25 protein-coding genes are annotated in these 24,449 nt (G+C 72.3%); 15 read left to right on the forward strand and 10 right to left on the reverse strand.

From position 1 onward, the window contains the following. Positions 1-28 precede the first annotated feature (28 nt). The 3 genes from J5Y10_RS01005 to J5Y10_RS01015 all read left to right on the forward strand — a co-directional run bounded on the left by J5Y10_RS01005 (position 29) and on the right by J5Y10_RS01015 (position 2,819). On the forward strand, positions 29-424 hold the full coding sequence (locus tag J5Y10_RS01005; protein WP_209369816.1) for a DoxX family protein: 396 nt from the start codon (positions 29-31) through the stop codon (positions 422-424). Positions 425-510: 86 nt separating this feature from the next. Continuing rightward, complete coding sequence (locus tag J5Y10_RS01010) at positions 511-2,280, forward strand: ABC transporter ATP-binding protein (protein WP_209369817.1); 1,770 nt, start codon at positions 511-513, stop codon at positions 2,278-2,280. An 11-nt stretch (positions 2,281-2,291) separates the two neighbouring features. Beyond that, the gene (locus tag J5Y10_RS01015; RefSeq protein ID WP_209369818.1) at positions 2,292-2,819 is read left to right on the forward strand and encodes a HutD/Ves family protein; all 528 of its coding nucleotides are present in this window, start codon (positions 2,292-2,294) and stop codon (positions 2,817-2,819) included. Between the two features lie 6 nt (positions 2,820-2,825). On the opposite strand, the gene J5Y10_RS01020 is transcribed toward J5Y10_RS01015, so the two are convergent. The 3 genes from J5Y10_RS01020 to J5Y10_RS01030 form a co-directional block, all read right to left on the reverse strand. Next, entirely contained in the window at positions 2,826-3,806 is a 981-nt protein-coding gene (locus tag J5Y10_RS01020; RefSeq protein ID WP_209369819.1) for a Bug family tripartite tricarboxylate transporter substrate binding protein, read from the reverse strand. Positions 3,807-3,820: 14 nt separating this feature from the next. Next, positions 3,821-5,176: an LLM class flavin-dependent oxidoreductase gene (locus J5Y10_RS01025; protein WP_209369820.1), complete on the reverse strand. Its 1,356-nt coding sequence runs from the start codon at positions 5,174-5,176 to the stop codon at positions 3,821-3,823. Between the two features lie 134 nt (positions 5,177-5,310). Further along, a complete protein-coding gene (locus J5Y10_RS01030) occupies positions 5,311-5,985 on the reverse strand; it encodes a tyrosine-protein phosphatase (protein WP_209369821.1) in 675 nt (224 codons plus the stop codon). Positions 5,986-6,090: 105 nt separating this feature from the next. Here J5Y10_RS01030 and J5Y10_RS01035 point away from each other — a divergent pair, with 105 nt between their 5' ends. Both J5Y10_RS01035 and J5Y10_RS01040 read left to right on the forward strand, forming a co-directional pair. Then, positions 6,091-6,297, forward strand: a complete 207-nt coding sequence (locus tag J5Y10_RS01035; protein ID WP_209369822.1) for a hypothetical protein — start codon at positions 6,091-6,093, stop codon at positions 6,295-6,297. A gap of 3 nt (positions 6,298-6,300) precedes the next feature. Next, complete coding sequence (locus J5Y10_RS01040; RefSeq protein WP_209369823.1) at positions 6,301-6,516, forward strand: hypothetical protein; 216 nt, start codon at positions 6,301-6,303, stop codon at positions 6,514-6,516. Between the two features lie 61 nt (positions 6,517-6,577). On the opposite strand, the gene J5Y10_RS01045 is transcribed toward J5Y10_RS01040, so the two are convergent. Then, positions 6,578-7,555, reverse strand: a complete 978-nt coding sequence (locus J5Y10_RS01045; RefSeq protein WP_209369824.1) for a Bug family tripartite tricarboxylate transporter substrate binding protein — start codon at positions 7,553-7,555, stop codon at positions 6,578-6,580. 68 nt (positions 7,556-7,623) lie between these two features. Next, positions 7,624-8,544 carry an oxygen-dependent coproporphyrinogen oxidase gene (gene hemF, locus J5Y10_RS01050; RefSeq protein ID WP_209369825.1) on the reverse strand — a complete coding sequence of 307 codons (921 nt, stop codon included), beginning with the start codon at positions 8,542-8,544 and terminating at the stop codon, positions 7,624-7,626. 207 nt (positions 8,545-8,751) lie between these two features. Here hemF and petA point away from each other — a divergent pair, with 207 nt between their 5' ends. Genes petA through J5Y10_RS01065 form a run of 3 tightly spaced genes read left to right on the forward strand, consistent with a single transcriptional unit; the run spans position 8,752 to position 11,449 of the window. Then, positions 8,752-9,363, forward strand: a complete 612-nt coding sequence (gene petA, locus J5Y10_RS01055) for a ubiquinol-cytochrome c reductase iron-sulfur subunit (protein ID WP_209369826.1) — start codon at positions 8,752-8,754, stop codon at positions 9,361-9,363. 11 nt (positions 9,364-9,374) lie between these two features. Next, a complete protein-coding gene (locus J5Y10_RS01060) occupies positions 9,375-10,652 on the forward strand; it encodes a cytochrome b (RefSeq protein WP_209369827.1) in 1,278 nt (425 codons plus the stop codon). After that, complete coding sequence (locus J5Y10_RS01065) at positions 10,652-11,449, forward strand: cytochrome c1 (protein WP_209369828.1); 798 nt, start codon at positions 10,652-10,654, stop codon at positions 11,447-11,449. The genes J5Y10_RS01060 and J5Y10_RS01065 overlap by 1 nt, the downstream gene beginning before the upstream one ends. A gap of 85 nt (positions 11,450-11,534) precedes the next feature. Here J5Y10_RS01065 and J5Y10_RS01070 read toward each other — a convergent pair whose 3' ends face one another. Continuing rightward, positions 11,535-13,361 (reverse strand): sensor domain-containing phosphodiesterase, encoded by a 1,827-nt coding sequence (locus tag J5Y10_RS01070; protein WP_209369829.1) that lies wholly within the window; start codon positions 13,359-13,361, stop codon positions 11,535-11,537. A gap of 184 nt (positions 13,362-13,545) precedes the next feature. On the opposite strand from J5Y10_RS01070, the gene J5Y10_RS01075 reads away from it, so the two are divergent. Together J5Y10_RS01075 and J5Y10_RS01080 are read left to right on the forward strand one after the other, a co-directional pair. After that, entirely contained in the window at positions 13,546-14,433 is an 888-nt protein-coding gene (locus J5Y10_RS01075; RefSeq protein ID WP_209369830.1) for an S-methyl-5'-thioadenosine phosphorylase, read from the forward strand. A gap of 91 nt (positions 14,434-14,524) precedes the next feature. After that, positions 14,525-15,094, forward strand: coding sequence for a chalcone isomerase family protein (locus J5Y10_RS01080; protein ID WP_209369831.1), 570 nt, complete (start codon positions 14,525-14,527; stop codon positions 15,092-15,094). Positions 15,095-15,097: 3 nt separating this feature from the next. Here the strand turns inward: J5Y10_RS01080 and J5Y10_RS01085 are convergent, their stop codons facing one another. Then, positions 15,098-16,117 carry an enoyl-CoA hydratase/isomerase family protein gene (locus J5Y10_RS01085; RefSeq protein ID WP_209369832.1) on the reverse strand — a complete coding sequence of 340 codons (1,020 nt, stop codon included), beginning with the start codon at positions 16,115-16,117 and terminating at the stop codon, positions 15,098-15,100. A gap of 105 nt (positions 16,118-16,222) precedes the next feature. Here J5Y10_RS01085 and J5Y10_RS01090 point away from each other — a divergent pair, with 105 nt between their 5' ends. From J5Y10_RS01090 to J5Y10_RS01110, 5 genes are all read left to right on the forward strand, one after another. Then, entirely contained in the window at positions 16,223-17,359 is a 1,137-nt protein-coding gene (locus tag J5Y10_RS01090) for an ABC transporter ATP-binding protein (protein ID WP_209369833.1), read from the forward strand. Between the two features lie 107 nt (positions 17,360-17,466). Next, positions 17,467-18,543: an extracellular solute-binding protein gene (locus J5Y10_RS01095; RefSeq protein ID WP_209369834.1), complete on the forward strand. Its 1,077-nt coding sequence runs from the start codon at positions 17,467-17,469 to the stop codon at positions 18,541-18,543. Between the two features lie 10 nt (positions 18,544-18,553). Then, complete coding sequence (locus J5Y10_RS01100) at positions 18,554-19,651, forward strand: ABC transporter permease (protein WP_209369835.1); 1,098 nt, start codon at positions 18,554-18,556, stop codon at positions 19,649-19,651. Then, positions 19,648-20,349 (forward strand): ABC transporter permease subunit, encoded by a 702-nt coding sequence (locus J5Y10_RS01105; RefSeq protein ID WP_209369836.1) that lies wholly within the window; start codon positions 19,648-19,650, stop codon positions 20,347-20,349. Before J5Y10_RS01100 ends, J5Y10_RS01105 begins: the two co-directional genes overlap by 4 nt. Then, complete coding sequence (locus J5Y10_RS01110) at positions 20,346-21,065, forward strand: superoxide dismutase (RefSeq protein ID WP_209369837.1); 720 nt, start codon at positions 20,346-20,348, stop codon at positions 21,063-21,065. The genes J5Y10_RS01105 and J5Y10_RS01110 overlap by 4 nt, the downstream gene beginning before the upstream one ends. A gap of 24 nt (positions 21,066-21,089) precedes the next feature. Here J5Y10_RS01110 and J5Y10_RS01115 read toward each other — a convergent pair whose 3' ends face one another. The 3 genes from J5Y10_RS01115 to J5Y10_RS28275 all read right to left on the reverse strand — a co-directional run bounded on the left by J5Y10_RS01115 (position 21,090) and on the right by J5Y10_RS28275 (position 24,439). After that, the gene (locus J5Y10_RS01115) at positions 21,090-22,352 is read right to left on the reverse strand and encodes a M16 family metallopeptidase (protein WP_209369838.1); all 1,263 of its coding nucleotides are present in this window, start codon (positions 22,350-22,352) and stop codon (positions 21,090-21,092) included. Continuing rightward, complete coding sequence (locus J5Y10_RS01120) at positions 22,349-23,779, reverse strand: M16 family metallopeptidase (RefSeq protein ID WP_209369839.1); 1,431 nt, start codon at positions 23,777-23,779, stop codon at positions 22,349-22,351. Before J5Y10_RS01120 ends, J5Y10_RS01115 begins: the two co-directional genes overlap by 4 nt. An 81-nt stretch (positions 23,780-23,860) precedes the next feature. After that, the gene (locus J5Y10_RS28275; protein ID WP_209369840.1) at positions 23,861-24,439 is read right to left on the reverse strand and encodes a DUF3035 domain-containing protein; all 579 of its coding nucleotides are present in this window, start codon (positions 24,437-24,439) and stop codon (positions 23,861-23,863) included. Positions 24,440-24,449: the final 10 nt, after the last annotated feature.

The raw sequence follows: 24,449 nt of genomic DNA on the forward strand, positions 1-24,449 counted from the left end.
GGTTCATAACCCGAATCTGAGGCCCGCCATGTCACCTGCCCTCGTCGTCTGGGCGCCCCGCGTACTCTCCGTGCTGCGGATCGTCGCGGCGCTGATCTTCCTGCTGCACGGCACGCAGAAGCTTTTCGGCTTCCCCGCCCCGCCGGCCAACGGCCTGCCGCCGGCCATGTCCCTCTTCTGGGTCGGCGCGATCCTGGAACTCGGCGGCGGCATCCTGCTGCTGCTCGGCGCCTTCACCCGGCCGGTCGCCTTCATCCTCTCCGGCGAGATGGCCTATGCCTACTGGATGTTCCACGCGCCCCGGAACCTCTACCCCACGCTGAACGGCGGCGACGCGGCGATCCTCTACTGCTTCGTCTTCCTCTACCTCGTCTTCGCGGGCCCCGGCCCCTGGAGCGTGGACGCGGCCCGCAACAAGGCCTGACCGGGCGGCCGGGCGGGGCCTCCACCCGTCCCGGCTTCCCTGCGTCCACTGGCCATGGGCGGGTCCCCTGCGCTAACCGCCCGCCCATGGCCCCCACTTCCAAAGCCCGGCGCCTCGACCCCGAGGCGAGCCGCGCCCTGATCCTCCGCCTCTGGCGGGAGGAGGTGCGGCACCATCCCCGCCGGATCCTCCTCGCCCTGCTCTGCACCGGCCTCGTCGCCGGCCTCACTGCCCTCTACCCCGTGGTGATCCAGCAGGCCTTCGACCTCTTCGCCGTGGGTGACCAGCGGATCGTCTGGGCCATTCCCCCCGCCATCGTCGCCCTCACCGTCGCCAAGGCGCTGGCGCAGTACGGACAGGCCGTCTCCATCCAGTCCACCGTGCTGCGGGTGATCGAGGGGCTGCAGAACCGCCTCTTCCGCGCGCTCACCCGCGCCGACTTCGCCGCCGTCTCGCGCGAGGCCCCCGCCCGCCACGCTGCCCGCTTCACCGCCGATGCCGCCGCCATCCGGGAGGCGCTGACGAAGGCGATCAACGCGGTAGCGGACGTGCTGACGGTGGTGGGCCTCGTCGCCTCCATGGTCTGGCTGGACTGGAAGATGTCGCTGATCGCGGCGCTGCTCTACCCCGTGGCGGTGGTTCCGATCCTGAAACTCGGCAAGCGCATCCGCCGCGCCTCCGGCGGCATGCAGGAGCGGTTGGGGGAGGCCGCGGCGGTCCTGACCGAAAGCTTCGCCGCCGCCCGCGTGGTCCGCACCTACCGGTTGGAAGCGGCGGAGGAGGCGCGGGCCGCGCGGCTCTTCGCCAACCTGCGCGCCAGCCTTCTCTCCATCGCCCGCACCCGCGCGAGCCTGGACCCGATGCTGGAGGCGATCGGCGGCGTGGCCGTGGCCGCCATCCTCGCCCTCGTCGGCTGGCGGGTGTCCCAGGGGGAGGGGACGGTGGGCGAGTTCACCGGCTTCGTCGCCGCGCTTCTCATCGCATCCCGCCCCGTGCGCGCGCTGGGCAGCCTGAACGCGGCGCTGCAGGAGGGCCTGGCCGGGCTTTCCCGCGTGAACGCCGTGATCGACGCGCCGCGCCGGATCGAGGATCGCCCCGGTGCACCCGCTCTGCCGCCCGGCCATGGCCGCGTGGGCTTCGAGGATGTCGCCTTCGCCTATGAGGACGGCCGGGTGGCGCTGGATGGCGTGACCTTCGTCGCCGAGCCGGGCCAGACGATCGCGCTCGTCGGCCCCTCCGGCGCGGGCAAGTCCACGGCGCTGGCCCTGGTGCCGCGCCTCTACGATCCCACCGCCGGCCGCGTGACGATGGACGGCGCCGACCTGCGCGCGGTGTCGCTGGAGAGCCTGCGCGACGCCATCGCCTATGTCGGGCAGGACGCGGTGGTGTTCGACGATACGGCGCTGGCCAACATCGCCTGCGGCCGCCCCGGCGCCACGGTGGCGGAGGTGGAGGAGGCCGCCCGCGCGGCCGCCGCGCACGACTTCATCACGGCGCTGCCGGAGGGATACGGCACGGTGCTCGGCCCCGGCGGTGCACGTCTCTCAGGCGGGCAGAGGCAGCGCATCTCCCTCGCCCGCGCGCTGCTGCGGAATCCGCGCGTGCTGCTGCTGGACGAGGCGACGAGCGCGCTGGACACCACCAGCGAGGCGGCGGTCCAGGTTGCGCTGGCGAGGTTGCGCGCGGGCCGGACCACGCTGGTGGTTGCGCACCGCCTCTCCACCGTGCGGGATGCGGACCTGATCGTGGTGATGGACGCGGGCCGCGTGGCCGAATCCGGTACCCACGCGGAGTTGCTGGCGGCGGGTGGCCTTTATGCCGGGCTGGTCCGTGCCCAGGCCTTCGCCACCGCCTGAGAGGACGCCCTATGGCCCCACCCGTCATCCGCTTCGCCACCCTGGAGGCGCGCCCCTGGGTGAACGGCCTGGGCATCTCGCGCGAGATCGCCTCGGGCGAGGGCTGGACGATCGCCGTGGCCGATCTCGGCGCGGCGGCCGCCTTCTCGCATTTTCCCGCGCAGGACCGGGTCTTCACGCTGATCGACGGGCCGGGCGCCACCCTTTCTTTCATGGATCGGCCGCCGCTGCCCTGCCTGCCCTTCGTGCCGGCCGGCTTCCCCGGCGACGTGCCCTGCCACTACGAACCGCGCGAGGGCGCAGCCCGCGCCTTCAACCTTATCGTCGGGCGCGGACGGTTCGAGCCGCGCGTGGCAGTGCGCGGCCTGGCCGCGGGGCAGGGATTGGTGCCGCCCGCCGGTGCCCTGGCGCTGTTCTGCGCTGGCGGCGCGGTGCGGATCGGCGATGCGCGGCTGGAGGTGGGCGACACGATGCTGGAACCGGGTTCTGCGGTGGCGGCGGACGGGCCAGCGATCGTCATCCTCGTGGAACTGGGCTGAGGCGCCTCAGCTCTCGCGCTCAATCCCCGCGGTCTCGATCACGCCCTTCCACAGGGCCACCTCGCCTTCCAGGTAGCGCTGGAACTCTGCCTGCGGCATGGGCGCGGCGGTGAAGCCGGATGCCTCATAGGCATCCCGCACCCTCGCGGTGGCGAGGGCCTTCGCCGTCTCAGCCTCCAGCCGCGCGAGGATGGGGGCGGGCAGGTGCGGCGGGGCGACCAGCCCATACCAGTTGTTCACGCGGAACTCGCCGAGACGGCCGTCCAGCACGGGGGTGGATGGGCTGCGCGGCCAGGCCTCGGCGGTGGAGACGGCCAGCAGGCGCAGCGTGCCCTGCTCCACCATCGGCCAGCCCGCCGCGTCGCTGAAGCCGACATCGACATTGCCGGAGGCGAGGTCCGTCAGCAGCGGCGTTGTGCCGCGATACGGGACGTGCAGGGTCTTCACGCCCATGCGGATGTTCATCAGCTCCAGCGAGAGATGCGTGGAGGAGCCGATGCCGCCGGAGCCGAAGCGCACCTCCGCCGGCTTCGCCTTCGCCCAGGCGATGAAGGCGTCGATATCCGCCGCCGGCAGGTCCTTCCGCGCCACCAGCATCAGCGGGCTGGTGGTGAGGCGGGAGACATGCGTCATCGTCAGCGGCGTGTAGGGTGTCTTCCGCAGCAGCGGGCCGATGGTGATGTTGCCGGAGCTGGTGATGCCGAGCGTGTGGCCGTCCGGCGCCGCGCGGAATACCTGCTCGATCCCCAGCGCGCCGGCGGCGCCCGCGCGGTTGTCCACCACCACGGGCTGCCCGAGGGCGGGGGCGATGGTTTCCGCCAGCACGCGGCCCACAAGGTCCAGTCCACCGCCTGCGGGGAAGGGCACGATGATCCGCACAGGGCGATCCGGCGCCCATGACGCCTGGGTCTGGGCCTGGGCCGCGCGCAGCAGCGCGGGGGCGGCGAGCAGGCCGAGGGCCGCCCGCCTGGAAAGGGCCTGGGTCATGATCGTCTCCGGGATCAGGCGGGAAGGGCGACGCTGCCGCGCGGCGCGTGGGGCGGGCGGGGCAGGCCGAGATGGTCGCGCAGCGTGGTTCCCGCATAGGCGGTGCGGAACAGGCCTCGCCGCTGCAATTCCGGGACCACCAGTTCGCAGAAGGCGGCGAAGCCCTCGGGGAAGGTCGGCGGCATCACGTTGAATCCGTCCGCGCCGCGCTCCTCGAACCATTGCTGCATGTCGTCCGCCACCTCCTCGGCGCTGCCCACGACGATGTGGTGCCCGCGGGACACGGCGATGCGCTCGTAGAGCTGGCGGATGGTCAGGCTCTCGCGCCGCGCCAGGTCGGCGATCACCTTCAGCCGCGCCTTGCCCACATCCGTGTCCGGCAACTCCGGCAGCGGCCCGTCCACGTCATAGGGTGAGAAGTCGAAACCGCCCGTGAGGAAGGAGAGGATGGAGAGGCCGACATCCGGGTGCAGCAGCTTCTGGAGTTCCGCCATCCGGTCCTCCGCCTCCGCCCGCGTGCGGCCGACGACGGGAAAGAGGCCGGGCATCACCTTCACCGAATCCGCGTCGCGCCCATGGGCGGTCAGGCGCGCCTTGATGTCGGCGTAGAAATCCTGCGCCTCCGGCAGCGTCTGGTTGACGGAGAAGATCACCTCCGCCGTGCGCGCCGCGAGATCCCGCCCTGCATCGGAACCACCGGCCTGCACGAGCACCGGGTAGCCCTGTGGCGGGCGGGAGAGGTTCAGCGGACCCTTGACCGAGAAGTGCTCGCCCTTGTGCTCCAGCACGCGCAGCTTCGCGGCGTCGAAGTATATGCCGCTGCTCTTGTCCTTGAGAAAGGCATCATCCTCGAAGCTGTCCCACAGCCCCTTCGCCACCTCCACGAACTCGGCGGCGCGCTTGTAGCGGTCGCCATGGGCCAGATGGCTTTCCCGCCCGAAGTTCCAGGCCTCGTTGGCGTTGGAGGTCGTGACGATGTTCCAGCCGGCCCGGCCGCCGGAGAGATGGTCCAGCGTCCCGAAGCTGCGTGCGGTGTGGTAGGGCTCGGAGTAGGTGGTGGAGCCGGTAGCGACGAGGCCGATCCGCTCCGTCACCATCGCGAGCGCGGAGAGGAGCGCGATCGGCTCCAGGATGTGCTCGCGGGTCGTGCGGCGCACCGCGGGCCAGTCGGTCTGGGGCACGCAGTTGTTGTCCGCCAGGAACAGCATGTCGAAGCACGCCGCCTCGGCCCGGCGCGCCACCTCGGCATAGGCGCGGATGTCCATCGGCATCCCCGCCCAGGCATCGGGATGCCGCCAGCCCGCGATGTGATGGCCGGTGGAGAGGAGGAACAGGCCGAGGCTGATCTGGCGGCGTGGCGGGAGGGACATGGCGCGTTCCGATCGAGGGGCTGGAGAGCCCGCGATGAACGCCCATCCCCTACAGCCGGTCTCGTGCCGGCTAATTCACGGGGTAAGCTAGTGCGTCAGCAAAATTTTGCAAATTCCTGCGGGGATTAGGCCGCCTATTCCCGCCGCAACACCCCGTCCACCAGCCGGTCCGCCCAGGGACGGCTGCGGAAGTCGGTGCGCAGCCCGGCCTCGTCGTACTCGTCCCGCACCCAGTCCAGGAAGGGCAGCCGCCCCTCCGCCTGGCGCGCATAGAGGCGGAAGAAGGCGTCCAGGATTCCCGTGCGGGAGGCGGAGACATGGCCGTGGCGCCAGTGCAGCTGCCCCAGCGCCTCCGCACTCGTCCCGCCTTCCAGCAGCAGGAAGATCCCGGCCGCCAGCCCCGTCCGGTCCGCGCCGGACTTGCAGTGGAGGAGGGCGGGCTCCTCCATCGCCGCGTAGATCCCGGCAAGGCGCAGGATGCGATCCCGATGGGGGGCGCCGCGGCTCTCGAATGGCGCGTCGACATGGGTCAGCCCCAGCCGGGCGGCCTCGGCGCGGGAAAGGGCGTCGGAACCGCAATTCACCCTCTCGCCGCGCAGGTTGACGACCGTCCGCAGCCCGAAGCGTCGCGCCGCGTCCTGCAGCTGCCAGGGGGACGGATGGTTGGACCGGTAGAGCCGCCCCGGTGCCACCACGCCCCAGTTACGCCAGCCCTGCCGCAAGATCGCGTGGTCCACGAAGAGGCTGTTCATCACCGCGGCCCGGCGTCCGGCGGGGGTCGTCAGGTCGTAGTTGGCGCGGGGGGGCATGGGGCGGGAAATAGGGTGGGGAGGGCGGAAAGGGCAACGCCCGGGGAAACATCCCTCGCCGGCGGGGCGTTAGACGGGCGCTGACATTTCAAGAGGAGGCCCGCCATGTCGTCCAAAGCCCACATGCCGCCGGTTCCGCCCGAAAACCAGGCGCCCCATCACGGCGGCAGCACCCCGGGCCAGGGTGAGGTCAACCCGAAGGAGGCCAAGAACACCGCGGCCAACCGGGCGAAGTACGATCCCGGCCAGCAGGGCCAGACCGGCAGTACGGGGATCAACACCCACCACCAGGGCTACCAGCAGGATCGTTGAACCATGGTCAAGGGAACCGAGGACAAGGACAATTCCGGCGGCGGGCCGGGCAGCAGCCACCAGGGCGGCAACCACGGCCATGCGCACCGGGAGAAGGGCAAGACCCTGCCCGGGCCGGCGACCAATAGCGACAAGAGCCAGGTCTCGGGCGGTGGTGGTGAGCGCGACAGCCACCATACCCATGATCCGGAGAAGAAGGGCGACCGCACGGGCTATTGAGACCCGTTGATGACGATCCCGGGGGAAGGGCCGGAGCGGGAGAGCCGCTCCGGCCCTTTTCTCAATCCGCCCGGGCGCCGGTGATGCGAACCGCCTCCTGCCACATGGGTCGTTCGCTCTTTCCCCGGTCCACGGCGCCCTCGGGCGTGGACCAGAGCAGCTTCGTGCCGGTCTGCAGGGCGCGGCGCTGCACCACCGGGTCCTCCGCCACGGACTTCAGGGCCGCGTTCATCCGGTCCACCGCCACCCGCGGTGTCGCGGCCGGGGCGACGAGGGCGGCCCAGGACGTCACGACGAAGTCCGGCATCCCCGCCTCCGCCATGGTCGGCAGCTCCGGCAGGCTCGGCCAGCGCTCCGCGCTCGTGACGGCGAAGGCGCGCATCCGCCCCTCCTGGATGATCGGAACGTAGGAGGCGAGGTTGTCGATGGCGCAGGTCAGGTCGCCCGAGAGCATGGCCGGGGTGATCTGGGCCGCGCCGCGGAAGGGAACGTGCTCCGCATTCAGCTTCAGCCGGCTGGTGAGGAGGCCACCGCAGAGATGCGCCGTGGTGCCCACCCCCGGACTGCCATAGCTGATGCCCTGCGGCCGCGCCCGCGCCCAGGCGATGAACTCCTGCAGCGTCCTCGCCGGGCAGTGCTGGCTGCTGACGATCACCACGTTCGGCAGCTCGTAGGTCAGGGCCACCGGGATGAAGTCCCGGTCGATGTCCCAGGGCATGCGGGAATAGAGGAACTGGTTGATCGAGAACTGCCCGATCGTGGCCATGCCGAAGGTGTAGCCGTCCGCCGGAGCCTTCGCGACCGCGTCCATCCCAATGTTGCCGCCCGCGCCCGGCCGGTTCTCGATCAGGATGTTCTGGCCCAGCCGGCCCTGGAGTTGCTCGCCATAGATGCGGCTCATCACATCCGTGGAGCCGGAGGGCGGGAAGGGGACGATGAAGCGGATGGGGCGGTTGGGCCATTCGCCGGATTGGGAGAGAGCAGGGTGCAGGGCAGGCAGGGCCAGCCCGGCCCCGAGAAGGGTGCGGCGCGCGATCATGAGAGCTTCCCTCGGACGTTTCTCGTTGGGAGCGAGCCTAGCGAAGCCGCCCTGCCGCGCGCCAGCCGTTATGGCCAGCGCACCTCCGGCGGCATGGACATGAGGATGGCCTCCACGTTCCCGCCCGTCCGCAGGCCGAACAGCGTGCCGCGGTCGTGCAGCAGGTTGAACTCCACGTAGCGGCCGCGGCGGATCAGCTGGTGGTCCCGGTCCGCCTCGGTCCAGGGCTCGTGCATCCGGCGGCGGATGATGGCGGGATAGGCGGAGAGGAAGGCCTCGCCCACGTCCCTCGTGAAGGCGAAATGGTCGGGCAGGCGGCTCTCGTCCGGGTCCTCCCGGCCCAGCCAGTCGTAGAAGATGCCGCCCAGGCCGCGCGGCTCCCCCCGGTGGGGGAGGAAGAAGTACTCGTCGCACCATTGCTTGAAGCGCGGGTAGTAGCCGGGGTCATGCCTCTCGCAGGCCGCGCGGAAGGCGGCGTGGAAGCCTGCCGCGTCCTCCTGCGCCTCGGCCGAATCCGGGAACATCGGCGTCAGGTCGCCCCCGCCGCCGAACCAGGCGCGGCTGGTGGTGATGAAGCGCGTGTTCATATGCGCCGCCGGCACCTTCGGGGACCGCATGTGGGCGACGAGCGAGACGCCGGTCGCCAGGAAGCGCGGATCCTCCTCCGCCCCCGGGATCTGGCGCCGGAACTCCGGGCTGAACTCGCCGTGGACGGTGGAGACGTTCACCCCCACCTTCTCGAAGACCCGCCCCTTCATCACGGACATCACGCCGCCCCCGCCGCCCTCGCGCTCCCAGGGCGTGCGGGCGAATCGGCCGGGCGGCATCGCGGCATGGGGTCCGGTCGTGCCCTCGTCCTCGATCGCCTCGAAGGCGGCGCAGAGCCGGTCCCGCAGCCCCTCGAACAGGGCGCGGGCCGGTGCCGCCAGGGGGTGCTCCGCCGGATCGGAGCGACCGGCCGGAGCGGTTGAGGGGGAGGGTTGTGTCATTCTGGCCATCGCGACGTTGCGGCGGGGGGACGTGCCGTTGCCACCCCGCGTTTCACACCGTTATATGGCGTCATCGACGGCTTGGCATGGCGCGGCCCGCGCCTGCCCGGCCTGCGCCCCGCACCCGGTCCCAAAGGTTCGGCGGGGGAGGAAGCAACCGCCCGCCCGGCGCTCGGGACGGGAACGGAGAACAGGACGAGCGATCGAATGGCCGATGTGCTGGCTTCCCCGCCCAAGACGAGTCCCTCCGAACCCGGCCCGCGCCACGCCGATCCCGCCGGCGTGGTGCACGAGGGGGAGGGGCCGGTTCGCCGTGACTTCCTGAAGCTCGCCACCGGGTCCTTCGCGGCGGTGGGCGTGGCCGTGCTCGCCTGGCCCTTCATCCACTCCATGAACCCCAGCGCCGACGTGCTCGCCCTCTCCTCCACCGATGTGGAGCTGGGGCCGATCGCCGAGGGGCAGGCGATCACCGTGGTCTGGCGGGGCAAGCCGGTCTTCGTTCGCCACCGCACCAGGAAGGAGATCGACGAGGCGAAGGCCGTGAACGTCTCCGAGCTGCGCGACCCGGCGCCCGATTCGGAACGGGTGAAGCCCGGCAAGGACCAGTGGCTGATCGTGATCGGCGTCTGCACCCATCTCGGCTGCGTGCCGCTGGGGCAGAAGTCCACCGACCCGCGCGGCGACTACGACGGCTGGTTCTGCCCCTGCCACGGCAGCCACTACGACACGGCCGGGCGCGTGCGCCGCGGGCCGGCGCCGCTGAACCTGGCCCTGCCCACCTACGCCTTCACCTCCGACACCCGCGTCCGGATCGGCTGAGGAGAGAGACCATGGCCGAGGGCCTTCACGACTCCGATATCCCGAACCCCGTCCTGCGCTGGGTCGACCAGCGCCTGCCCATCCTCTCGATGGTGCAGCGGGAGTACGGCACCTTCCCCACGCCCCGGAACTTCAACTACTTCTGGAACTTCGGCGCGCTAGCGATGATCAACCTGGTGATCATGATCGCCACGGGCGTCATCCTCTCCATGCAGTACGCCGCCAATACCGGGCTGGCCTTCGATTCGGTCGAGCGCATCATGCGCGACGTGAACTACGGCTGGCTGCTGCGCTACGCCCACGCCAACGGCGCCTCGATGTTCTTCATCGTCGTGTACATGCACATCTGGCGGAACCTGTACTACGGTTCCTACAAGACGCCGCGCGAGCTGCTTTTCATGATCGGCGTGGTGATCTTCATCCTGATGATGGCCACGGCCTTCATGGGCTACGTGCTGCCCTGGGGCCAGATGTCCTTCTGGGGCGCCACCGTCATCACCAATCTCTTCTCGGCCATCCCCGTGGTCGGCCAGCACATCGTGACCTGGCTCTGGGGCGGCTTCTCGGTGGACAACCCCACCCTGAACCGCTTCTTCTCCCTGCACTACCTGCTGCCCTTCGTGATCACGGGCGTCGTGTTCCTGCACATCGCCGCGCTGCACATCGTGGGCTCCAACAATCCGCTGGGGATCGAGCCGAAGGGGCCGAAGGACACCATCCCCTTCCACCCCTACTACACGAGCAAGGACAGCGTCGGGATCATCGTCTACCTGCTGGTCTTCGCCGTCATCGTGTTCTTCATGCCGAACTACCTCGGCCACCCCGACAACTACATCCCGGCCAACCCGCTGGTAACGCCCGCGCATATCGTGCCGGAATGGTACTTCCTGCCCTTCTACGCGATCCTGCGCGCCGTCCCGAACAAGCTGGGCGGCGTGGCGATGATGGGCGGCGCGCTGGTCATCCTCTTCTTCCTGCCCTGGCTGGACTCCTCGCCGGTGCGCTCCATGCGCTTCCGTCCGATCGCGAAGTGGGCCTTCCTGCTCTTTTCGGTGAACTTCCTGGTGCTGGGTTGGGTGGGCGGCAAGCCGGCCGAACAGCCCTACATCCTCATCGCCCAGATCTGCGCGGCCTACTACTTCGCCTACTTCCTGGTGATCCTACCGCTGCTGGCGAAGTTCGAGCGGCCGCTGCCCCTGCCCGAGAGCATCTCGGCCTCCGTCCTCAAGCACCGCGGCGGGGGACCATTGCCCGCCGGCGCAACCGCCAAGCCGATGGAGAAGGCGTGATGCGCCGCTACGCGACGACCCTGAAGGCGGCGGCGCTGGCGGCCGCCCTGGCCCTCGCGCCCGCCGGGGCTTGGGCGCAGGGGCATGACGAAATCCACCTGCCGGATACGAAGTTCTCCTTCGAGGGGGTTTTCGGCACCTTCGACCGCGCCTCCGCCCAGCGGGGCTTCCAGGTCTACAAGGAGGTGTGCTCCGCCTGCCATGCCATGCGGCACCTCTCCTACCGCCACCTGAGGGGGATCGGCTTCAACGAGGCGCAGGTTGCGGCCCTCGCATCCCAGTTCCAGGTGCAGGACGGACCGAATGACAACGGCGAGATGTTCGAGCGGCCGGCGCGCGCCTCGGACCATTTCCGCCGGCCCTTCCCGAACGATGCCGCGGCCCGTGCCGCCAACAACGGTGCCCTGCCACCGGACCTGACCGTGATGGTGAAGGCGCGCGAGGGCGGGGCGGACTACCTGCACGCCCTTCTGATCGGCTACGAGGAGCCGCCGCCGGGCGTCACCGTCGCCAACGGGATGCACTACAACAAGTACTTCCCGGGCCATCAGATCGCCATGCCGCCGCCGCTGAACAGCGAGGGCCAGGTGACCTATGCGGACGGCACGAAGGCGACGGTGGACCAGATGTCGCAGGACGTCTCCACCTTCCTCGCCTGGGCCGCGGAGCCGGAGCTGGAGCAGCGCCGCTCCATGGGCGTGCGGATGATCATCTACCTGGCGATCCTGGGTGGGCTGGTCTTCGCGGTGAAGAAGAAGATCTGGGCGCGGCTGCACCAGACCGAGCCGGCCCCCTAAGGTCGGCCTGAGAGCCGGGCCCTGAAAGCCAAAGGCCCTGCCCCGGTAACGGGGCAGGGCCTTTCTTAGTTCGGGGAACCGCTCGTCAGGCCGAGGCTGGGGCGGGGTCGGCCGGCGTTTCCAGAGCGGCGCGCACGCGGTCGGGGATCGTGGCCGCCAGATCCTCCAGCCGCTCCCAGGCCACAGGGCGGGAGAGCAGGAAGCCCTGGGCCCGCTCCACCCCGAAGCGCGCCAGCACCTGCAGCTGGGCGGTGTCCTCCACCCCCTCCGCCACGGCCGGGACCGAGAGGGCGTGCGCCATGCCCGCCACCACCTCGATCAGCGCCATACCCTGCGCGTCCCGCGCGCAGTCCGTCACCAGGGCGCGGTCGATCTTGATGGCGTCGAAGGGATAGTCGCGCAGCCGGGCCAGGGTGCCGTGCCCGCCGCCGAAATCGTCCAGCACGACGCGCACGCCGAGCTCGGCCAGGCCCTTCATATTGGCCATCGCCGCCCCCGTATCCCCGGCCAGGGACCCTTCGGTCATCTCGATCACCAGCCGTTCGCCGCCGATGCCGTGCTTGCGCAGGGCGCCCGCTACCTGCGCATCGAAGCCCGGCATGCCGAAGGTGCTGGCGGAGGCGTTGACGGCGATGGTGAAGGGTGGGCGGCCCTGGGCGATCAGGCGGCACGCCTCATCCACCACCCAGCGATCCAGTGAGCCGGAGTATCCCATCCCCTCGATCACCGGCAGCACGTCGGACGGGCGGAGGGAAAGGCCGGTGTCGGTCCGCCAGCGCAGCAGCGCCTCCACGGAGCTTACCTCGCCCGTCTTCAACTCCACGATGGGCTGGAAGACGAGGTGGAAGGGCACGACTCCGCCGGGCGCGAAGGCCTCCCGCAGGCGCGTCTCCAGCGCCGCGCGGCCCACCACCTCCCCGCTCGTGCTGGTGCCGGCGGAGCGAGTCACGCCGCGCCCGGCCCGCTTGGCGGCATAGAGCGCGGCGTCCGCCCGCTCCAGCAGCGCCTGCACGTCGCCCGCGTGCCAGGGGATGGCGGCGAAGCCGATGGAGGCGCGCAGCGGCACGGGGGAGCCGTTGAGCATGAAGGTATCGGCCAGCGCCGCGTGGATCCGGCCCGCCAGTCCCAGCCCGGCCTCAGGCTTATCCACCCCGCGCACCAGCACGACGAACTCGTCGCCGCCCAGCCGGACCACCGTGTCCATCGAGCGCACCGTGGCGGTCAGCCGCCGCGCCACCTCGACCAGCGCGCGGTCGCCGCCCGCGTGGCCGTAGGTGTCGTTGATCGGCTTGAAGCCATCCAGGTCGATCATGAGGATGCCGAAATCCCGCGGCTCGATCTCGGCGAGCATCTCCTCCATGCCCTTGCGGTTGCACACGCCCGTCAGCGCGTCCGTGCGGGCGGCGCGGTGGACCTCCCGGATGGCGTGCCGCAGCGTCAGCGCCGCCGACACCCCGCGCGCCAGATCCTGCAGCCGGTCCACTATGGCCGGGGTCAGCTCGCGCGGCTGGCGATCCATCACGCAGAGCGTGCCCACCGGCGTCCCGCGCCCACCTCGCAGGGGGGCGCCGGCGTAAAAGCGCAGGTTGGGGTCGTTCAGGACCAGGGGATTGGTGCCGAACCGGGGATCCGCCTTCAGGTCGGGCACCACCATCACCTGCTCGGGGTCACTGATGGCATAGGCGCAGAAGGCGTCGTCCCGCGGGGTGGTGCCGGCGTGCAGCCCCTGGATCGCCTTAAAGAACTGCTCGTGCTCGCCGACGAGGGAGACGCCGGAGATCGGCACCCCCACTAGGTCGCTCGCCACCCGGACGAAGGCGCCCATCAGCTCCTCCGTCACCTTGTCGAAGGAGGCGATGTCCGCCACGTCCAGCAGGCGCTCGGCCTCGTTCCCGGACCAGGTTTCCGGCATCTTGCCCCCCAATCCCATAACCACGTGATCCGAACGTCATTGAACAACCTATGGTTGCCGTTAGCAACCCGGAGTTGCCGCTTCTCCCGGCCTCTGGTGCCACCCCGGCCTCTCCGCTAGAGCGGGGCCGCCGGGGGGGCAATTCCCTCCCTCCCGCACGCCCCGGCAGGGAACGGAGCCCGCGATGCCCGACCAGATCACCCCCGTCATCGGCCTCATCGGCGGCTCCGGCCTCTACGACATCGACGGGCTGCAGGACCGGCGCTGGGAGCGGGTGGAGAGCCCCTGGGGGGAGCCCTCGGACGAGCTGCTTTTCGGCACACTGGACGGGGTGCGCTGCGTGTTCCTGCCGCGCCACGGCCGCGGCCACCGGATCCCGCCGAGCGAGCTGAACTACCGCGCCAACATCGACATCCTGAAGCGCGCGGGCTGCACCGAGGTGCTCTCCCTCTCCGCGGTCGGCAGCCTCAACGGCGACCTGCCGCCCGGCACCTTCGTGATCGCGGACCAGTTCATTGATCGCACCTTCGCCCGCAAGAAGAGCTTCTTCGAAACGGGCTGCGTGGCCCATGTCTCCATGGCGCACCCGCTCTGCCCGCGGCTGGGCGACGTGCTGGAAGCGGCGGCGCGGGAGATCGACCTCCAGCACAAGCGGGGCGGCACCTATCTGGTGATGGAGGGCCCGCAGTTCTCCACCAAGGCGGAGAGCGAGCTGTACCGCGCCTGGGGCTGCGACGTGATCGGCATGACGAACATGCCGGAGGCCAAGCTCGCCCGGGAGGCCGAGCTCTGCTACGCCACCGTCGCCATGGTCACGGATTTCGACTGCTGGCACCCCGACCACGACGCCGTGACGGTGGACGCGGTGGTGAAGGTGATGACGGAGAATGCCAGCCGTGCGAAGGCGCTGGTGCGCCGGGTGGTGCCGATGCTTGGCGCCCCGCGTGGGCCCTGCCCCTCCGGCTGCGATCGTGCGCTGGATAACGCCATCGTCACCCCGCCCGCGAACCGGGATCCCGCGGTGATCGCGAAGCTGGACGCGGTGGCCGGCCGGGTGCTGAACGCGGCCTGACGGGCCGCCCGGCCGAGTATCGATCGATACCCTGGCAGTGCGCCTTCGCGATGCCATCTCAGGCGTTGAAGGCAGCGCAGGAGAGGCGGGCATGATGGAAGACGGCGTGGCGGGCGGTCCCTTCACCATGCGGCCCCACCCCTCCCGCCGCACCCTCGCGCCTCTCGCCCTTGCCGCGGTGGTGGCCCGCCCGGCCCTGGCGCAGGAGATGCCGGCCTTCCTGGACGTGGCCGGTCGCCGGCTGGTGCTGAACGGCACGGGGGTGCGCCGCTTCCTGGCCATCCCCGTCATCCGCGGCGCGCTCTACCTGGAGCGCCGGAGCTCCGATGACGGCGCCATCCTTGCCTCTCCTGGGGTGAAGGTGCTGCGGCTGCGCTACGAGGTCTCCGTGCCCCGCAGCCGGTTGGTGAGCGGCTGGGAGGACGGGTTCCGCGAGGGCTGCGGCTGCGAGATGCCGGCCGATTTCCGCGCCCGGTTGCGCGACCTGCCGTCCGGGCAGGTGGAGGAGTGGCTCTTCCTGCCGGACCACGGGGAGATCGCCTATGCCGGGGAGGCGCCCGTGCGCGTCACCGCCCACCAGGGCCGGATGATGCTCGCCAGCTTCATCGGCCCGGATTCGAGCAGTGAGGGGCTGCGGCGCGGCCTTCTCGGCCTGAGCTGAGCCTCAGCCGAAGAGCCGCAGCACCGCCTCGCGCTCCACCGCACCGATCGAATCGGGCGTCCAGCGCGGCGCGTTGTCCTTGTCCACCAGCAGGGCGCGCACGCCTTCCGCGAAGTCCGGATGCGCCGTCACGCCGCGGGTCAGCGCCAGCTCCATGGCCAGGCAGGCCGGCAGGTCCATTCCAGCCCCGCGCCGCAGCAGCTCCAGCGTCACCGTCATGGAGGTGGGCGACATCCGGCGCAGCACCGCCAGCTGGGCCTCGGCCCAGGGGGTTCCCTCCGCCACCAGGACCGCGGTGATGGAGACGAGGTCGTCTGGCGCGAAGCAGCGCTCGATGGCCGCGCGCTCCGATTCGATCCGGCCGGGCGGCACGGCGGCGGCGTGGTGCGTCACCACCCCCGCATCCCCCGCCAGCAGCGCCTGGCGCAGCGCCGGCAGCCTCGCCCGGGGGACGTGATGCGTGGCCAGCCCCGCCTCCACCGCCTCTGCCCCTTGCAGCCGGGCGCCGGTCAGGGCGAGCCACTTCCCCATCGCCCCGCGCCGCCCGGGCAGCCGCGGCAGCACGAAGGAGGTGCCGACATCCGGGAAGAGCGCGATGGCCGTCTCCGGCATGGCCAGCAGCGCGTGCTCCGTCACGACCCGGTGGCTGCCATGGACGGAGACGCCGATCCCGCCGCCCATGCAGACGCCGTCGATGAGGCTGATCCAGGGCTTGGGGAACTCCGCAATAGCGCGGTTGAGCGCGTATTCCGTGCTGAAGAAGCGCTCGATTGTCGCGGTGTCGCCGGCCAGGGCGGCGTTGCGGACGGCGCGCACGTCGCCGCCGGCGCAGAAGGCGCGGCCCCCCGCACCCTCCAGCAGCACGAGGTCCACGGCGGGATCGTCCCGGAAGCGGGCCGCAGCCTCCGCGAGCGCGTCGATCATGGGCTGGTCCAGCGCGTTCAGCGCGCGCGGGCGGTCCAGCAGGATCGTGCCCGCCCGCCCCTCGGTCCGGGCGACCACGCCCGATTCGGCCTTGTCCATCGCCGTTCCGCTCCCCCTTGCTTCTCTCCCGGCTAGCCGCCGGCGCCCGCGCGGGCAAGGTCGCCGTGGTTGACACCGCCGCCCCGCCCCGCGATCCCATGCCGCATGGCGCAGCAACCCGTCACCGCCGGCACGGCAGGCCCGGCACCCCTGGTGATGGAAGGGATCGGCAAGGCCGGGCACGCCGAGGGAACCCAGGCCCTGGCCTGGCTGGAGCTGCAGGTCGAGAGGGGCGAGTTCCTCACGCTGCTCGGCCCCTCGGGGGCAGGAAAGAGCGTGGCGATCGAGCTCGTGGCCGGCTTCCTTCAGCCCGAGGCCGGGCGAATCCTGATCAAAGGCGAAAGGCAGGCGCGGCTTCCGCCCTGGCGGCGCGACATCGGCCTTGTCCTCGAGCAGCCGGACCTCTTCCCGGAGATGGACGTGCTGTCCAACGCCGCCTTCCCGCTGGAAGCGCGGGGGATGGGCCGTGCGGAGCGGGAGGAGCGCGCGGCCGCGATGCTGGAGCGCTGGGGCATCCCGCCCGCCCTGGCCCGGCTCCGCCCCGCCGCCCTCTCCCCCGCGCGGCAGATGCGGGTCGCCATGGCCCGCGCCACGGTGCACGCCCCGGCGCTGCTGCTGCTGGACGATCCCTTCCGCGCGCTGGACGGGGCGGAGCGCGAATCGCTCGCCGCCGATCTTGCCCGGTTGCGGCAGGCGCTGGGGTGGACCGTGCTGCACGCCGCGCGCGACCCGGTGCTCGCCTCCGTCCTCTCGGACCGGATGGTGGTGCTGCAGGGCGGCCGCGCACACCAGACCGGCACGCCCCAGGCCCTGTACGAGAACCCGGCCGATCCGGTCGTGGCCGCGCTCACCGGCCCCTGCAACCGCCTGCCCGGCCGCGTCCTCTCGGTGGAGGACGGGGTCTGCCTTGTGCGGCTGGACTGCGGGCTGGAGGCGACCGGCCTGCCGGTCACGGGCCCCGAGGGATCGCCCGTGCCGGGCGCGAACTGCACCCTGGTGATCCGGCCGGAGCACGTGGCCGTCGCCCCGTTGCCGCCCGCCGCCATGGGGGAGGACGCCGTGGCGGCGAGGCTGATCGAGGCCCGCTTCGCCGGCGGCGAGGTGCGCCTGCGCCTGGCCATCGGGGAAGGGGGTGAGCTGGTAGCCCATCGCCCCACCGGCCTGCCCCTGCCGCAACCCGGGGAGGAGGCCTCCATCGCCTGGAATCTCTCGGCGGCGCGGGTGCACCGGGACCCGGCCTGAGGCACATCACGCGCTCGGCATCACGGTGGGCGCCCAGGGGCGGTTCGCCTGGCGGCACGCATGGGTTAAGCTAGATGCAATCCCGACAGCACGGGCGAGAGGCGGCGATGCCCCAGCAAGGGACTCCATCGGCGTGGCGAATCGGGCGCAGGCGGCTCGCTCCGGTTGCGCTGGCCCTGGCCGCGACCGCTCGGAGCGCCCGGGCCCAGGCGCGGGACCTGACCGTCGTCTCCTGGGGCGGCGCCTACCAGGACGCCCAGCGCGAGGCCTTCTTCCGCCCCTTCCAGCGCGCCACCGGCGGCCGCCTGCTGGAGGAAACCTGGGACGGCGGCATGGAGTCGCTGCGCGACGCCTCCCGCACCGCGCGCTGGGACCTCGTGCAGGTGGAGGGCGACGAGCTGCTGCTCGGCTGCCAGGAAGGGCTGCTGGAGCCCATTCCCGCCGATGAGGTGGGTGGCGCCGACCATTACGTGCCGGGCGCCCTCGCGCGCTGCGGCGTGGGCAACATCCTCTACGGCTTCGTCCTTTCCTATCGGCGCGGCGGGGTCGCGCCGGGTGGATGGGGGGATTTCTTCGACACGGCCCGCTTCCACGGGCCGCGCGGCATGCGCCGTGGCGCCAAGACGACGCTGGAGATCGCCCTGCTCGGGGACGGCATGGCGCCGGAGGCCGTCTATCCTGCCCTGGCGACCGAGGAGGGCGTGGCGCGCGCCTTCCGCCGCCTGGACGCCATCCGCCCGGACATCCGCTGGTGGGACCAGGGCAGCGAGCCCCCCCGCGCGCTCTCCGCCGGGGAGGTGACGATGGCCGTGGCCTATAACGGCCGGATCGATGCCGCGAACCGCGAGGATTCGGCCGATCTCGGCATCGTCTGGTCCGGCCAGCTGCTGGCCCAGGACAGCTGGGCGATCCTGAAGGGCAGCCCGAACCGGCAGCGCGCCCTGGCCTTCCTGCGCTTCGTCGGCGACCCCGCCGTGCAGGCCGGGCTGCCGCCCCGCATTCCCTATGGCGTGACGGCGAAGGGGGCGGAGGACGGCTTGCCGGACGACGTGCTGGCGAACCTGCCCACCGCCCCGGACAACGCCCGCGGCGCCCTGCGGGTCGACGATGCGTTCTGGCACGCCAACCTGGACCGGCTGGAGCGCCGCTTCGCCGCTTGGGCGAACAGCGGCCCAGGGCGTTGAAGGTGCGGCGTTGAAGCCCGATTCCTTCCGCGCCGCGCTGCTGGCGGCGCCCCTGGCGCTGCTGGTCCTGCTCGGGGCCGTGGCTCCGCTCGGCGCGCTTCTCCGGCGCGGCACGGGGGAGACGGAGGTGGCGCCTGCCCTGCCGCGCACCCTTCGGGTGCTGCGCCAATGGGACGGGAACAGCCTGCCGGACGATATGGCCTTCGAGGCGCTGGCGGCGGACCTCGCCGCCCTGCGGGCTGCCGGGCCGGCGGGGGCGGAGGCCATGGCCCGCGCGGCGGAGCGCCTGGCCGCGGACGTGCCCGCTCTGCGCGAGGTGCTGCCCGGCACGGCCGAGCGCGCGGAGAGGACGCGCACCACCCGCGCCGCCGCCATTCTCGTCGCGGACCCCGCCTGGGGAGAGCGGGAGAGCTGGGTGGCGCTGCGCCGGGCCGGGCAGGCGATGTCGGGCTTCCACCTTCTCTCCGCCATTGGGCTGCGGATCACGGCGGAGGGCGGGCTTGAGGACGGGCCGCGCGGCCCGCACGCCCGGGCGCTCCTCGCGCGCGGCCTCTGCGCGGCCGTGCTGGCGGTGCTGGGCTGCCTCGTCCTCGCCTGGCCGCTGGCCCGCTGGATCGCGGAAGCGCCGCCGCGCCGGGCCGCCATCCTGGCCGCCCTGACCGTCCTGCCTCTCTTCTCCGGCGAGGCCGCGCGGGCGGTCGGCTGGGCCCCACTGCTGGGGCCGGGGCCGGAGGCCGGCCTCGTCGTGACCACGCTGGGGCTCCTGCCGCTGATGGTCTTGCCGATCGCTCTCGTCCTCCACCGGGCGGGGCCGCGCCTGCCGCGGGCGGCGGCCGCCCTCGGGCTTTCGCCGCGGAAGGTGTTCTGGCGGATCAGCCTGCCCCTCGCCCGACGCGGAATCGCGGTGGGCTGCGCGGTCGTCTTCGCGCAGGCGCTCGGGGTCTTCATCGCGCCGGGGCTGCTGGACCCGGAGGCGCCACTGGCCGCCGGGGCGCTGGCCGTCGCCGCCAGGGGCGGGGACTGGGGGCAGGCGGGGGCGCTCGCCGTCTGGCTTCTCCTGCCGGTGCTGCCGGCCGCCTTCCTGCTGCGCCGGGGCCTGCGGGGATGAGGCGGTTCCTTCCCCTCCTGCTGCTCCTGTTACTGCTGGCGCCCCTGGCAGGGCTGCTGCTGGCGGGCCGGACGGAGGAGGGCGTCGGGGCCTCCCTGGCGAACAGCCTTCTCGTCGCAGCCGCCGCCGCGGCCTTCGCCGCGCCGCTCGGCGCCATGGCCGGCGCGGGGCTGCGTGGCCGCTTCCTCGGCCCCGTCCTGGCGCTGGTCGCGCTGCCCGTGCTGCTGCCGCCGGTGCTGCCCGCCGCCGCCCTGCTGCTCATGGCGGAGCGCTTCGGCGGGGTGGCCCGGCTTCCCGGCCTGGCGCTGTGGCACGCAGTGCTCGGCGCGCCCCTGGTCGTGGCGATCACCTTCCTGGCGCTGGACCGGGTGGATCCGCGCCTGTCCCGGGTGGCGCAGGCCCTCGGGGCGGAGCCGGAGGTGGCGGCGCGGCGGCTGCTGCACCCGCAATTCGCTCGCGCGATGGCACTCGGCGCGGCCCTCGTCTTCGCCCTTTCCCTGGGGGAGAGCGGCCCTGCCGTCCTCCTCGGCGCGGAGACCCTGCCGGTGTCGGTGCTGGCCGGCGCCGTGCCGCTGGCGCCCGCGATCGTTGCGATCGTGCTCGGCGCCACTTTATTGCTCCGCCGCAGGGCGCCAAGCCCGGCCGGCGACGTTCCCCCTTGGCGAAACGCGCCCATCACCGAGGAAGAGACGCCGTGATTACCCTCCATCGCCGCACCATCCTGGCCGGCATCCCCGCCCTGGCGGCCACCGCCCTTGCCCGCCCCGCCAGCGCGCAGGCGCCCGCCGGCCCGTTCAGCCTGCCGCCGCTGCCCTACGCGGCGAATGCCAACGAGCCGCATATCGACGCGCAGACGATGGAGATCCATCACGGTCGCCATCACCAGGCCTATGTCACCGCGCTCAACAACGCGCTGAAGGACCACGGCCAGCTCGCCGCCCTGCCATTGCCGGAGCTTCTGGCGAAGCTGGACCAGGTGCCGGAGGCCATCCGCACCACGGTCCGCAACAATGCGGGCGGGCACGCCAACCACAGCATGTTCTGGCCCGTTATGGGCGGGCGCGGCGGCGCGCCCACGGGCGACCTGGCGCAGGCCATCACCCGTGACCTCGGCGGCTTCGACAAGCTCAAGGCCGACTTCAATGCCGCCGGCGTCGGGCGCTTCGGCAGCGGCTGGGTCTTCGTGACGGCGGCGCGGGACGGGAAGCTGGCGCTCACCACCCGCCCGAACCAGGACACGCCGCTGATGGACGGCCAGCGCGTGCTGTTCGGCAACGACGTGTGGGAGCACGCCTACTACCTGAAGTACCAGAACCGCCGGCCGGACTACCTGGCGGCCTGGTGGAACGTGGTGAACTGGGACCGGGTGGCGGAGCGCTACGCGGCGGCGAAGGCCGGCACCCTGGGGGTCTGAGGCGCCGGTGCGCGGCTGGTCGGCCTAGAGGCCGACCGGCTTCCCGGCCACCACCACCGCCAGGGAATCCGGCAGCAGGACCCGCGCCGCCACCGCCGTCAGCCTTTCCCGCGTCAGCGCCGCGAGGCGGGCGGGGCGGTTGGACAGCCAGTCCAGCGGGCGATTGTTCCGCCGCAGCGCCAGCAGGATATTCGCCACCTGCCGCGTGGAGGTGAAGGAGAGCGGCTGGCTGCCCGTGAGGTAGGCGATCGCCTCCTCCCGCTCCGCCGCCGTCGGGCCTGAGGCGGCCATGCGCGCCCATTCGCCGCGGAGGACCGAAAGGGTCTCTGCCATGCGGGCGTTCTCGGTGGCCACCGAGCCGATGATGAGGCTGCGCCCCGCCACCGGCTCCGGCCCCGCGCCGATGCCATAGGCCAGGCCCCGCTCCACCCGAACGGCCAGCATGAGGCGGGAGGAGAAGCCCCCGCCCGAGAGGATGCGCAGGACCACGCCCGCCGCCTCCCAGTCCTGGTCGTCCACCGCCAGCCCCTGGTGGCCGAAGACGGCGGCGGATTGCGGGCTCTCCATCGGCAGCACGGTCACGCCCGTGGCGGAGAAGGGCGGGAGGCGCGGCAGACCGGCCGGCTCCTCGGAGGGCCAGTCCCCGAAGAGCGCGGCCATCACGTCCTTCAGCTGATCCGCCGTGATGGCGCCGGAAGCCGCGACGAGGAGGCCGCCCTTGCGGAGCTGCCGTGCCGGCACGCCGCGAAGCGTGTCGGCCGTCAGGGTGGCGATGCTCTCGGCCGTGCCGCCGGGCGGGTGACCGTAGGCGCCGGGCAGGGCGGCGGACCAGAAGGCGCGCCCGGCCTGGCCGCGCGGGTTCTCCAGCGCCTGCCGCGCGCCGGCGATGGCCCGGGCACGCACCCGCTCGATGTCCGGCGCCTCCATGCGGGGCGCGGTGAGGGCGAGGCGGGCGAGGCGCGTGGCTTCCGGCAGGGCGTCGCCGATGCAGCGGAAGCTGCCGGAGAACTCGTCCCGGTCGGCGGAGAAGTTGAAGGAGATGGCGTTGTCGCGCATCGCCTCCTGGAAGGCGTTGGCGTCCATGCCGCCGGCGCCCTCGGTCAGCAGGGCGGAGGCCAGCGCCACTGCGCCCTCCTGTCCCGCCGGGTCCAGCGCGGCGCCGCCGGGAATGGAGAATGCGATGGAGATGACGGGGACCGAGTGGTCCTCGGCCAGCCAGGCGCTCACGCCGGCCGCCTCCACCACCTGCACGGGCAGGGTGAAGCCGCTGGGGATCGTGTCGCTCATGGTGCGCGCACGCCCTCCGGCAGCAGCCAGCCCGTGAGGGAAGGATGGGTAAAGACGGCGCGGGCGGCGGCCATCACCGCTTCCGGCGTCACGGCGCGGATGCGGGCGGGCCAGTGCTCCACGGCATCGACGGGAAGGCCGATGGCGAGCGCCCCACCGAGCAGGCGCGGGGCGGCGCCGATGCCGTCGAGTGAAAGCATGACGCCGGCGGTGAGCTGGCGCTGGCTGCGCGCCACCTCCTCCGCCGTCACGCCCTCGTCCAGCAGGCGGGAGACCTCCTCCTCGATGGCGGCCTCCAGCCTCGCGGGCGTCGTGTCGCCGCGCGGGGTGGCGTAGAGGGCGAAGGAATCCGCTCCAAGCTCGTCGCTGTCGTAGCCGGCGCCGGCCGCGATCGCGAGGCCGCCCTGGACCAGCGCCTTGTGCAGGCGCGAGCCCGGCCCCCCGCCGAGGAGATGCGCCAGCACCTCCAGCGGGTGGGCATGGGCCTTGTCGCCTTCCGTCCGTCCCCAGGTGAGGGTGGGCGCGATCCAGGAGCGAAGCATCTGCGCCTCGCGCAGGCCGGGGTCGTTGCGGACGATGCGAGCCTCCAGCGGGGCGACCGGTGGCTCGGCGCGGCGGCGGGGGATCGGCTCGCCGCCCTCGGCGCCGCCATACTCGTCCTCCACCACGCGGCGCAGCGCCGCCTCGTCCACCGCGCCGTTGACGACGAGCACGGCATTGGCCGGGTTGTACCAGCGGCGGTGGAAGGCGACGATGTCGTCCCGCGTGATGGCGCGGATCTCGTCCTGCCAGCCGATGATGGGGCGGCCGCGCCAGTGCTGGCGGCCCCACATGGTGGCGTCATACAACTCGCGGAAGCGGGCGCGCGGGCTGCTGTCGGTGCGCTGCCGCCGCTCCTCCAGGATCACCGCGCGCTCGGTCTCCACGCCCTCGGCGGGGTAGAGGGGGGCGCGGAGGCGATCCGCCTCCATCATCGCGACCAGCTTGAGCCGGGTGGCCTCCACGGTCTGGTGGTAGGCGGTCACGTCGCGGGAGGTGAAGGCGTTGTCCTGCCCGCCTTCCCGCGCCACGCGGCGGGAGAACTCGCCGTCCGGCACGTGCTCGCTGCCCTTGAACATCATGTGCTCGAGGAAGTGGGCCAGGCCGGACCGGCCTTCCGGATCATCCCCGGCGCCGACGCCGTAGAACAGGTAATGCGCCACAACGGGCGCCCCGCGCGTGCCGACATGGGCCACGCGCAGCCCGTTCGGCATCTGCCAGAGGGTCGCGCCGAAGAGCGGCCTCTCGGCCGGAATGGGCTGCACGGCCGGAAGCGCGGCGGGCAGGGGGGAGGTACCGGCGGGCACCGTCTCGGCCGGGGCGCGCCGGGCCAGGACAGGGCTTGCCGCGGCGGCGGCCAGGGCGGCGCGACGGGTCAGTGGGGGCATTCCCGGCATGTGGGACCTCGACAGGCCTCGGAGAATGGCCGGGCGGGCTCGCTCTCGTGAAAACCCGGCCCGGCGGGCATCCTAGAACAGGCCGTCCAGGAGGCCGCGCTGGCGGCGCTGGATGATCGGCGTCTCCCCATCCTCCGGGGAGCGGCCGAGGGCCGAGTTCTCGCGCAGGCGCTGCGACTCCTTCTGGGCGTCCAGCACCGTGCCCGGGCGGGGCGGGTCCTGCCAGAACATCATGCGCTCCACCACGTTCTGGCGGGGGCGGTCGAGCCGGAGGCTCTCCTCGTCCACCCGGCGGCGGATGCTGTCATCCACATTCCCGGCGCCGGAGGCCCGGCTGGCCTGGGACAGCAACGCCGATTCGGCGGAGGAGGGGCGGTCCGTCCGGCCCTCGCCCAGCAGCGTGCCGGGGACCAGGGTGCTCTCGCCACGCTCGCGCGCGGAAAGCTCCTGCGGGCGCACGGCGCCGGGGCGGGGCGGGGGCAGGTTGCCCAGGCTCGGCGGGATGGAGAGGGGGGCGCGGGTGACGACCTGGAACTCGTCCGGAGCGTCGCGGGTCAGGCCGAGCATGCGCGAGGTGTCGCCGCCGCAGCCCGCGAGGGCCAGCAGCGAGGAGGCCAGCAGCGGGGCCAGGAGGAGGGGGCGAAGGGTCATGACGGCCGCT

The organism is Roseomonas indoligenes, from assembly GCF_017813365.1.
Classification (GTDB): Bacteria; Pseudomonadota; Alphaproteobacteria; order Acetobacterales; family Acetobacteraceae; genus Roseomonas; species Roseomonas indoligenes.

Coding starts and splice junctions, on each gene's coding strand:
- J5Y10_RS01075 (WP_209369830.1), top strand. CDS start 13,546: ATGCCCGACCAGATCACCCCCGTCATCGGCCTCATCGGCGGCTCCGGC.
- J5Y10_RS01020 (WP_209369819.1), bottom strand. CDS start 3,806: ATGACCCAGGCCCTTTCCAGGCGGGCGGCCCTCGGCCTGCTCGCCGCC.
- J5Y10_RS01070 (WP_209369829.1), bottom strand. CDS start 13,361: ATGCCGGAAACCTGGTCCGGGAACGAGGCCGAGCGCCTGCTGGACGTG.
- J5Y10_RS01080 (WP_209369831.1), top strand. CDS start 14,525: ATGATGGAAGACGGCGTGGCGGGCGGTCCCTTCACCATGCGGCCCCAC.
- J5Y10_RS01010 (WP_209369817.1), top strand. CDS start 511: ATGGCCCCCACTTCCAAAGCCCGGCGCCTCGACCCCGAGGCGAGCCGC.
- J5Y10_RS01120 (WP_209369839.1), bottom strand. CDS start 23,779: ATGCCCCCACTGACCCGTCGCGCCGCCCTGGCCGCCGCCGCGGCAAGC.
- J5Y10_RS01085 (WP_209369832.1), bottom strand. CDS start 16,117: ATGGACAAGGCCGAATCGGGCGTGGTCGCCCGGACCGAGGGGCGGGCG.
- hemF (WP_209369825.1), bottom strand. CDS start 8,544: ATGACACAACCCTCCCCCTCAACCGCTCCGGCCGGTCGCTCCGATCCG.
- J5Y10_RS01005 (WP_209369816.1), top strand. CDS start 29: ATGTCACCTGCCCTCGTCGTCTGGGCGCCCCGCGTACTCTCCGTGCTG.
- J5Y10_RS01040 (WP_209369823.1), top strand. CDS start 6,301: ATGGTCAAGGGAACCGAGGACAAGGACAATTCCGGCGGCGGGCCGGGC.
- J5Y10_RS01090 (WP_209369833.1), top strand. CDS start 16,223: ATGGCGCAGCAACCCGTCACCGCCGGCACGGCAGGCCCGGCACCCCTG.
- J5Y10_RS01105 (WP_209369836.1), top strand. CDS start 19,648: ATGAGGCGGTTCCTTCCCCTCCTGCTGCTCCTGTTACTGCTGGCGCCC.
- J5Y10_RS28275 (WP_209369840.1), bottom strand. CDS start 24,439: ATGACCCTTCGCCCCCTCCTCCTGGCCCCGCTGCTGGCCTCCTCGCTG.
- J5Y10_RS01030 (WP_209369821.1), bottom strand. CDS start 5,985: ATGCCCCCCCGCGCCAACTACGACCTGACGACCCCCGCCGGACGCCGG.
- J5Y10_RS01065 (WP_209369828.1), top strand. CDS start 10,652: ATGCGCCGCTACGCGACGACCCTGAAGGCGGCGGCGCTGGCGGCCGCC.
- petA (WP_209369826.1), top strand. CDS start 8,752: ATGGCCGATGTGCTGGCTTCCCCGCCCAAGACGAGTCCCTCCGAACCC.
- J5Y10_RS01115 (WP_209369838.1), bottom strand. CDS start 22,352: ATGAGCGACACGATCCCCAGCGGCTTCACCCTGCCCGTGCAGGTGGTG.
- J5Y10_RS01015 (WP_209369818.1), top strand. CDS start 2,292: ATGGCCCCACCCGTCATCCGCTTCGCCACCCTGGAGGCGCGCCCCTGG.
- J5Y10_RS01035 (WP_209369822.1), top strand. CDS start 6,091: ATGTCGTCCAAAGCCCACATGCCGCCGGTTCCGCCCGAAAACCAGGCG.
- J5Y10_RS01095 (WP_209369834.1), top strand. CDS start 17,467: ATGCCCCAGCAAGGGACTCCATCGGCGTGGCGAATCGGGCGCAGGCGG.
- J5Y10_RS01045 (WP_209369824.1), bottom strand. CDS start 7,555: ATGATCGCGCGCCGCACCCTTCTCGGGGCCGGGCTGGCCCTGCCTGCC.
- J5Y10_RS01025 (WP_209369820.1), bottom strand. CDS start 5,176: ATGTCCCTCCCGCCACGCCGCCAGATCAGCCTCGGCCTGTTCCTCCTC.
- J5Y10_RS01060 (WP_209369827.1), top strand. CDS start 9,375: ATGGCCGAGGGCCTTCACGACTCCGATATCCCGAACCCCGTCCTGCGC.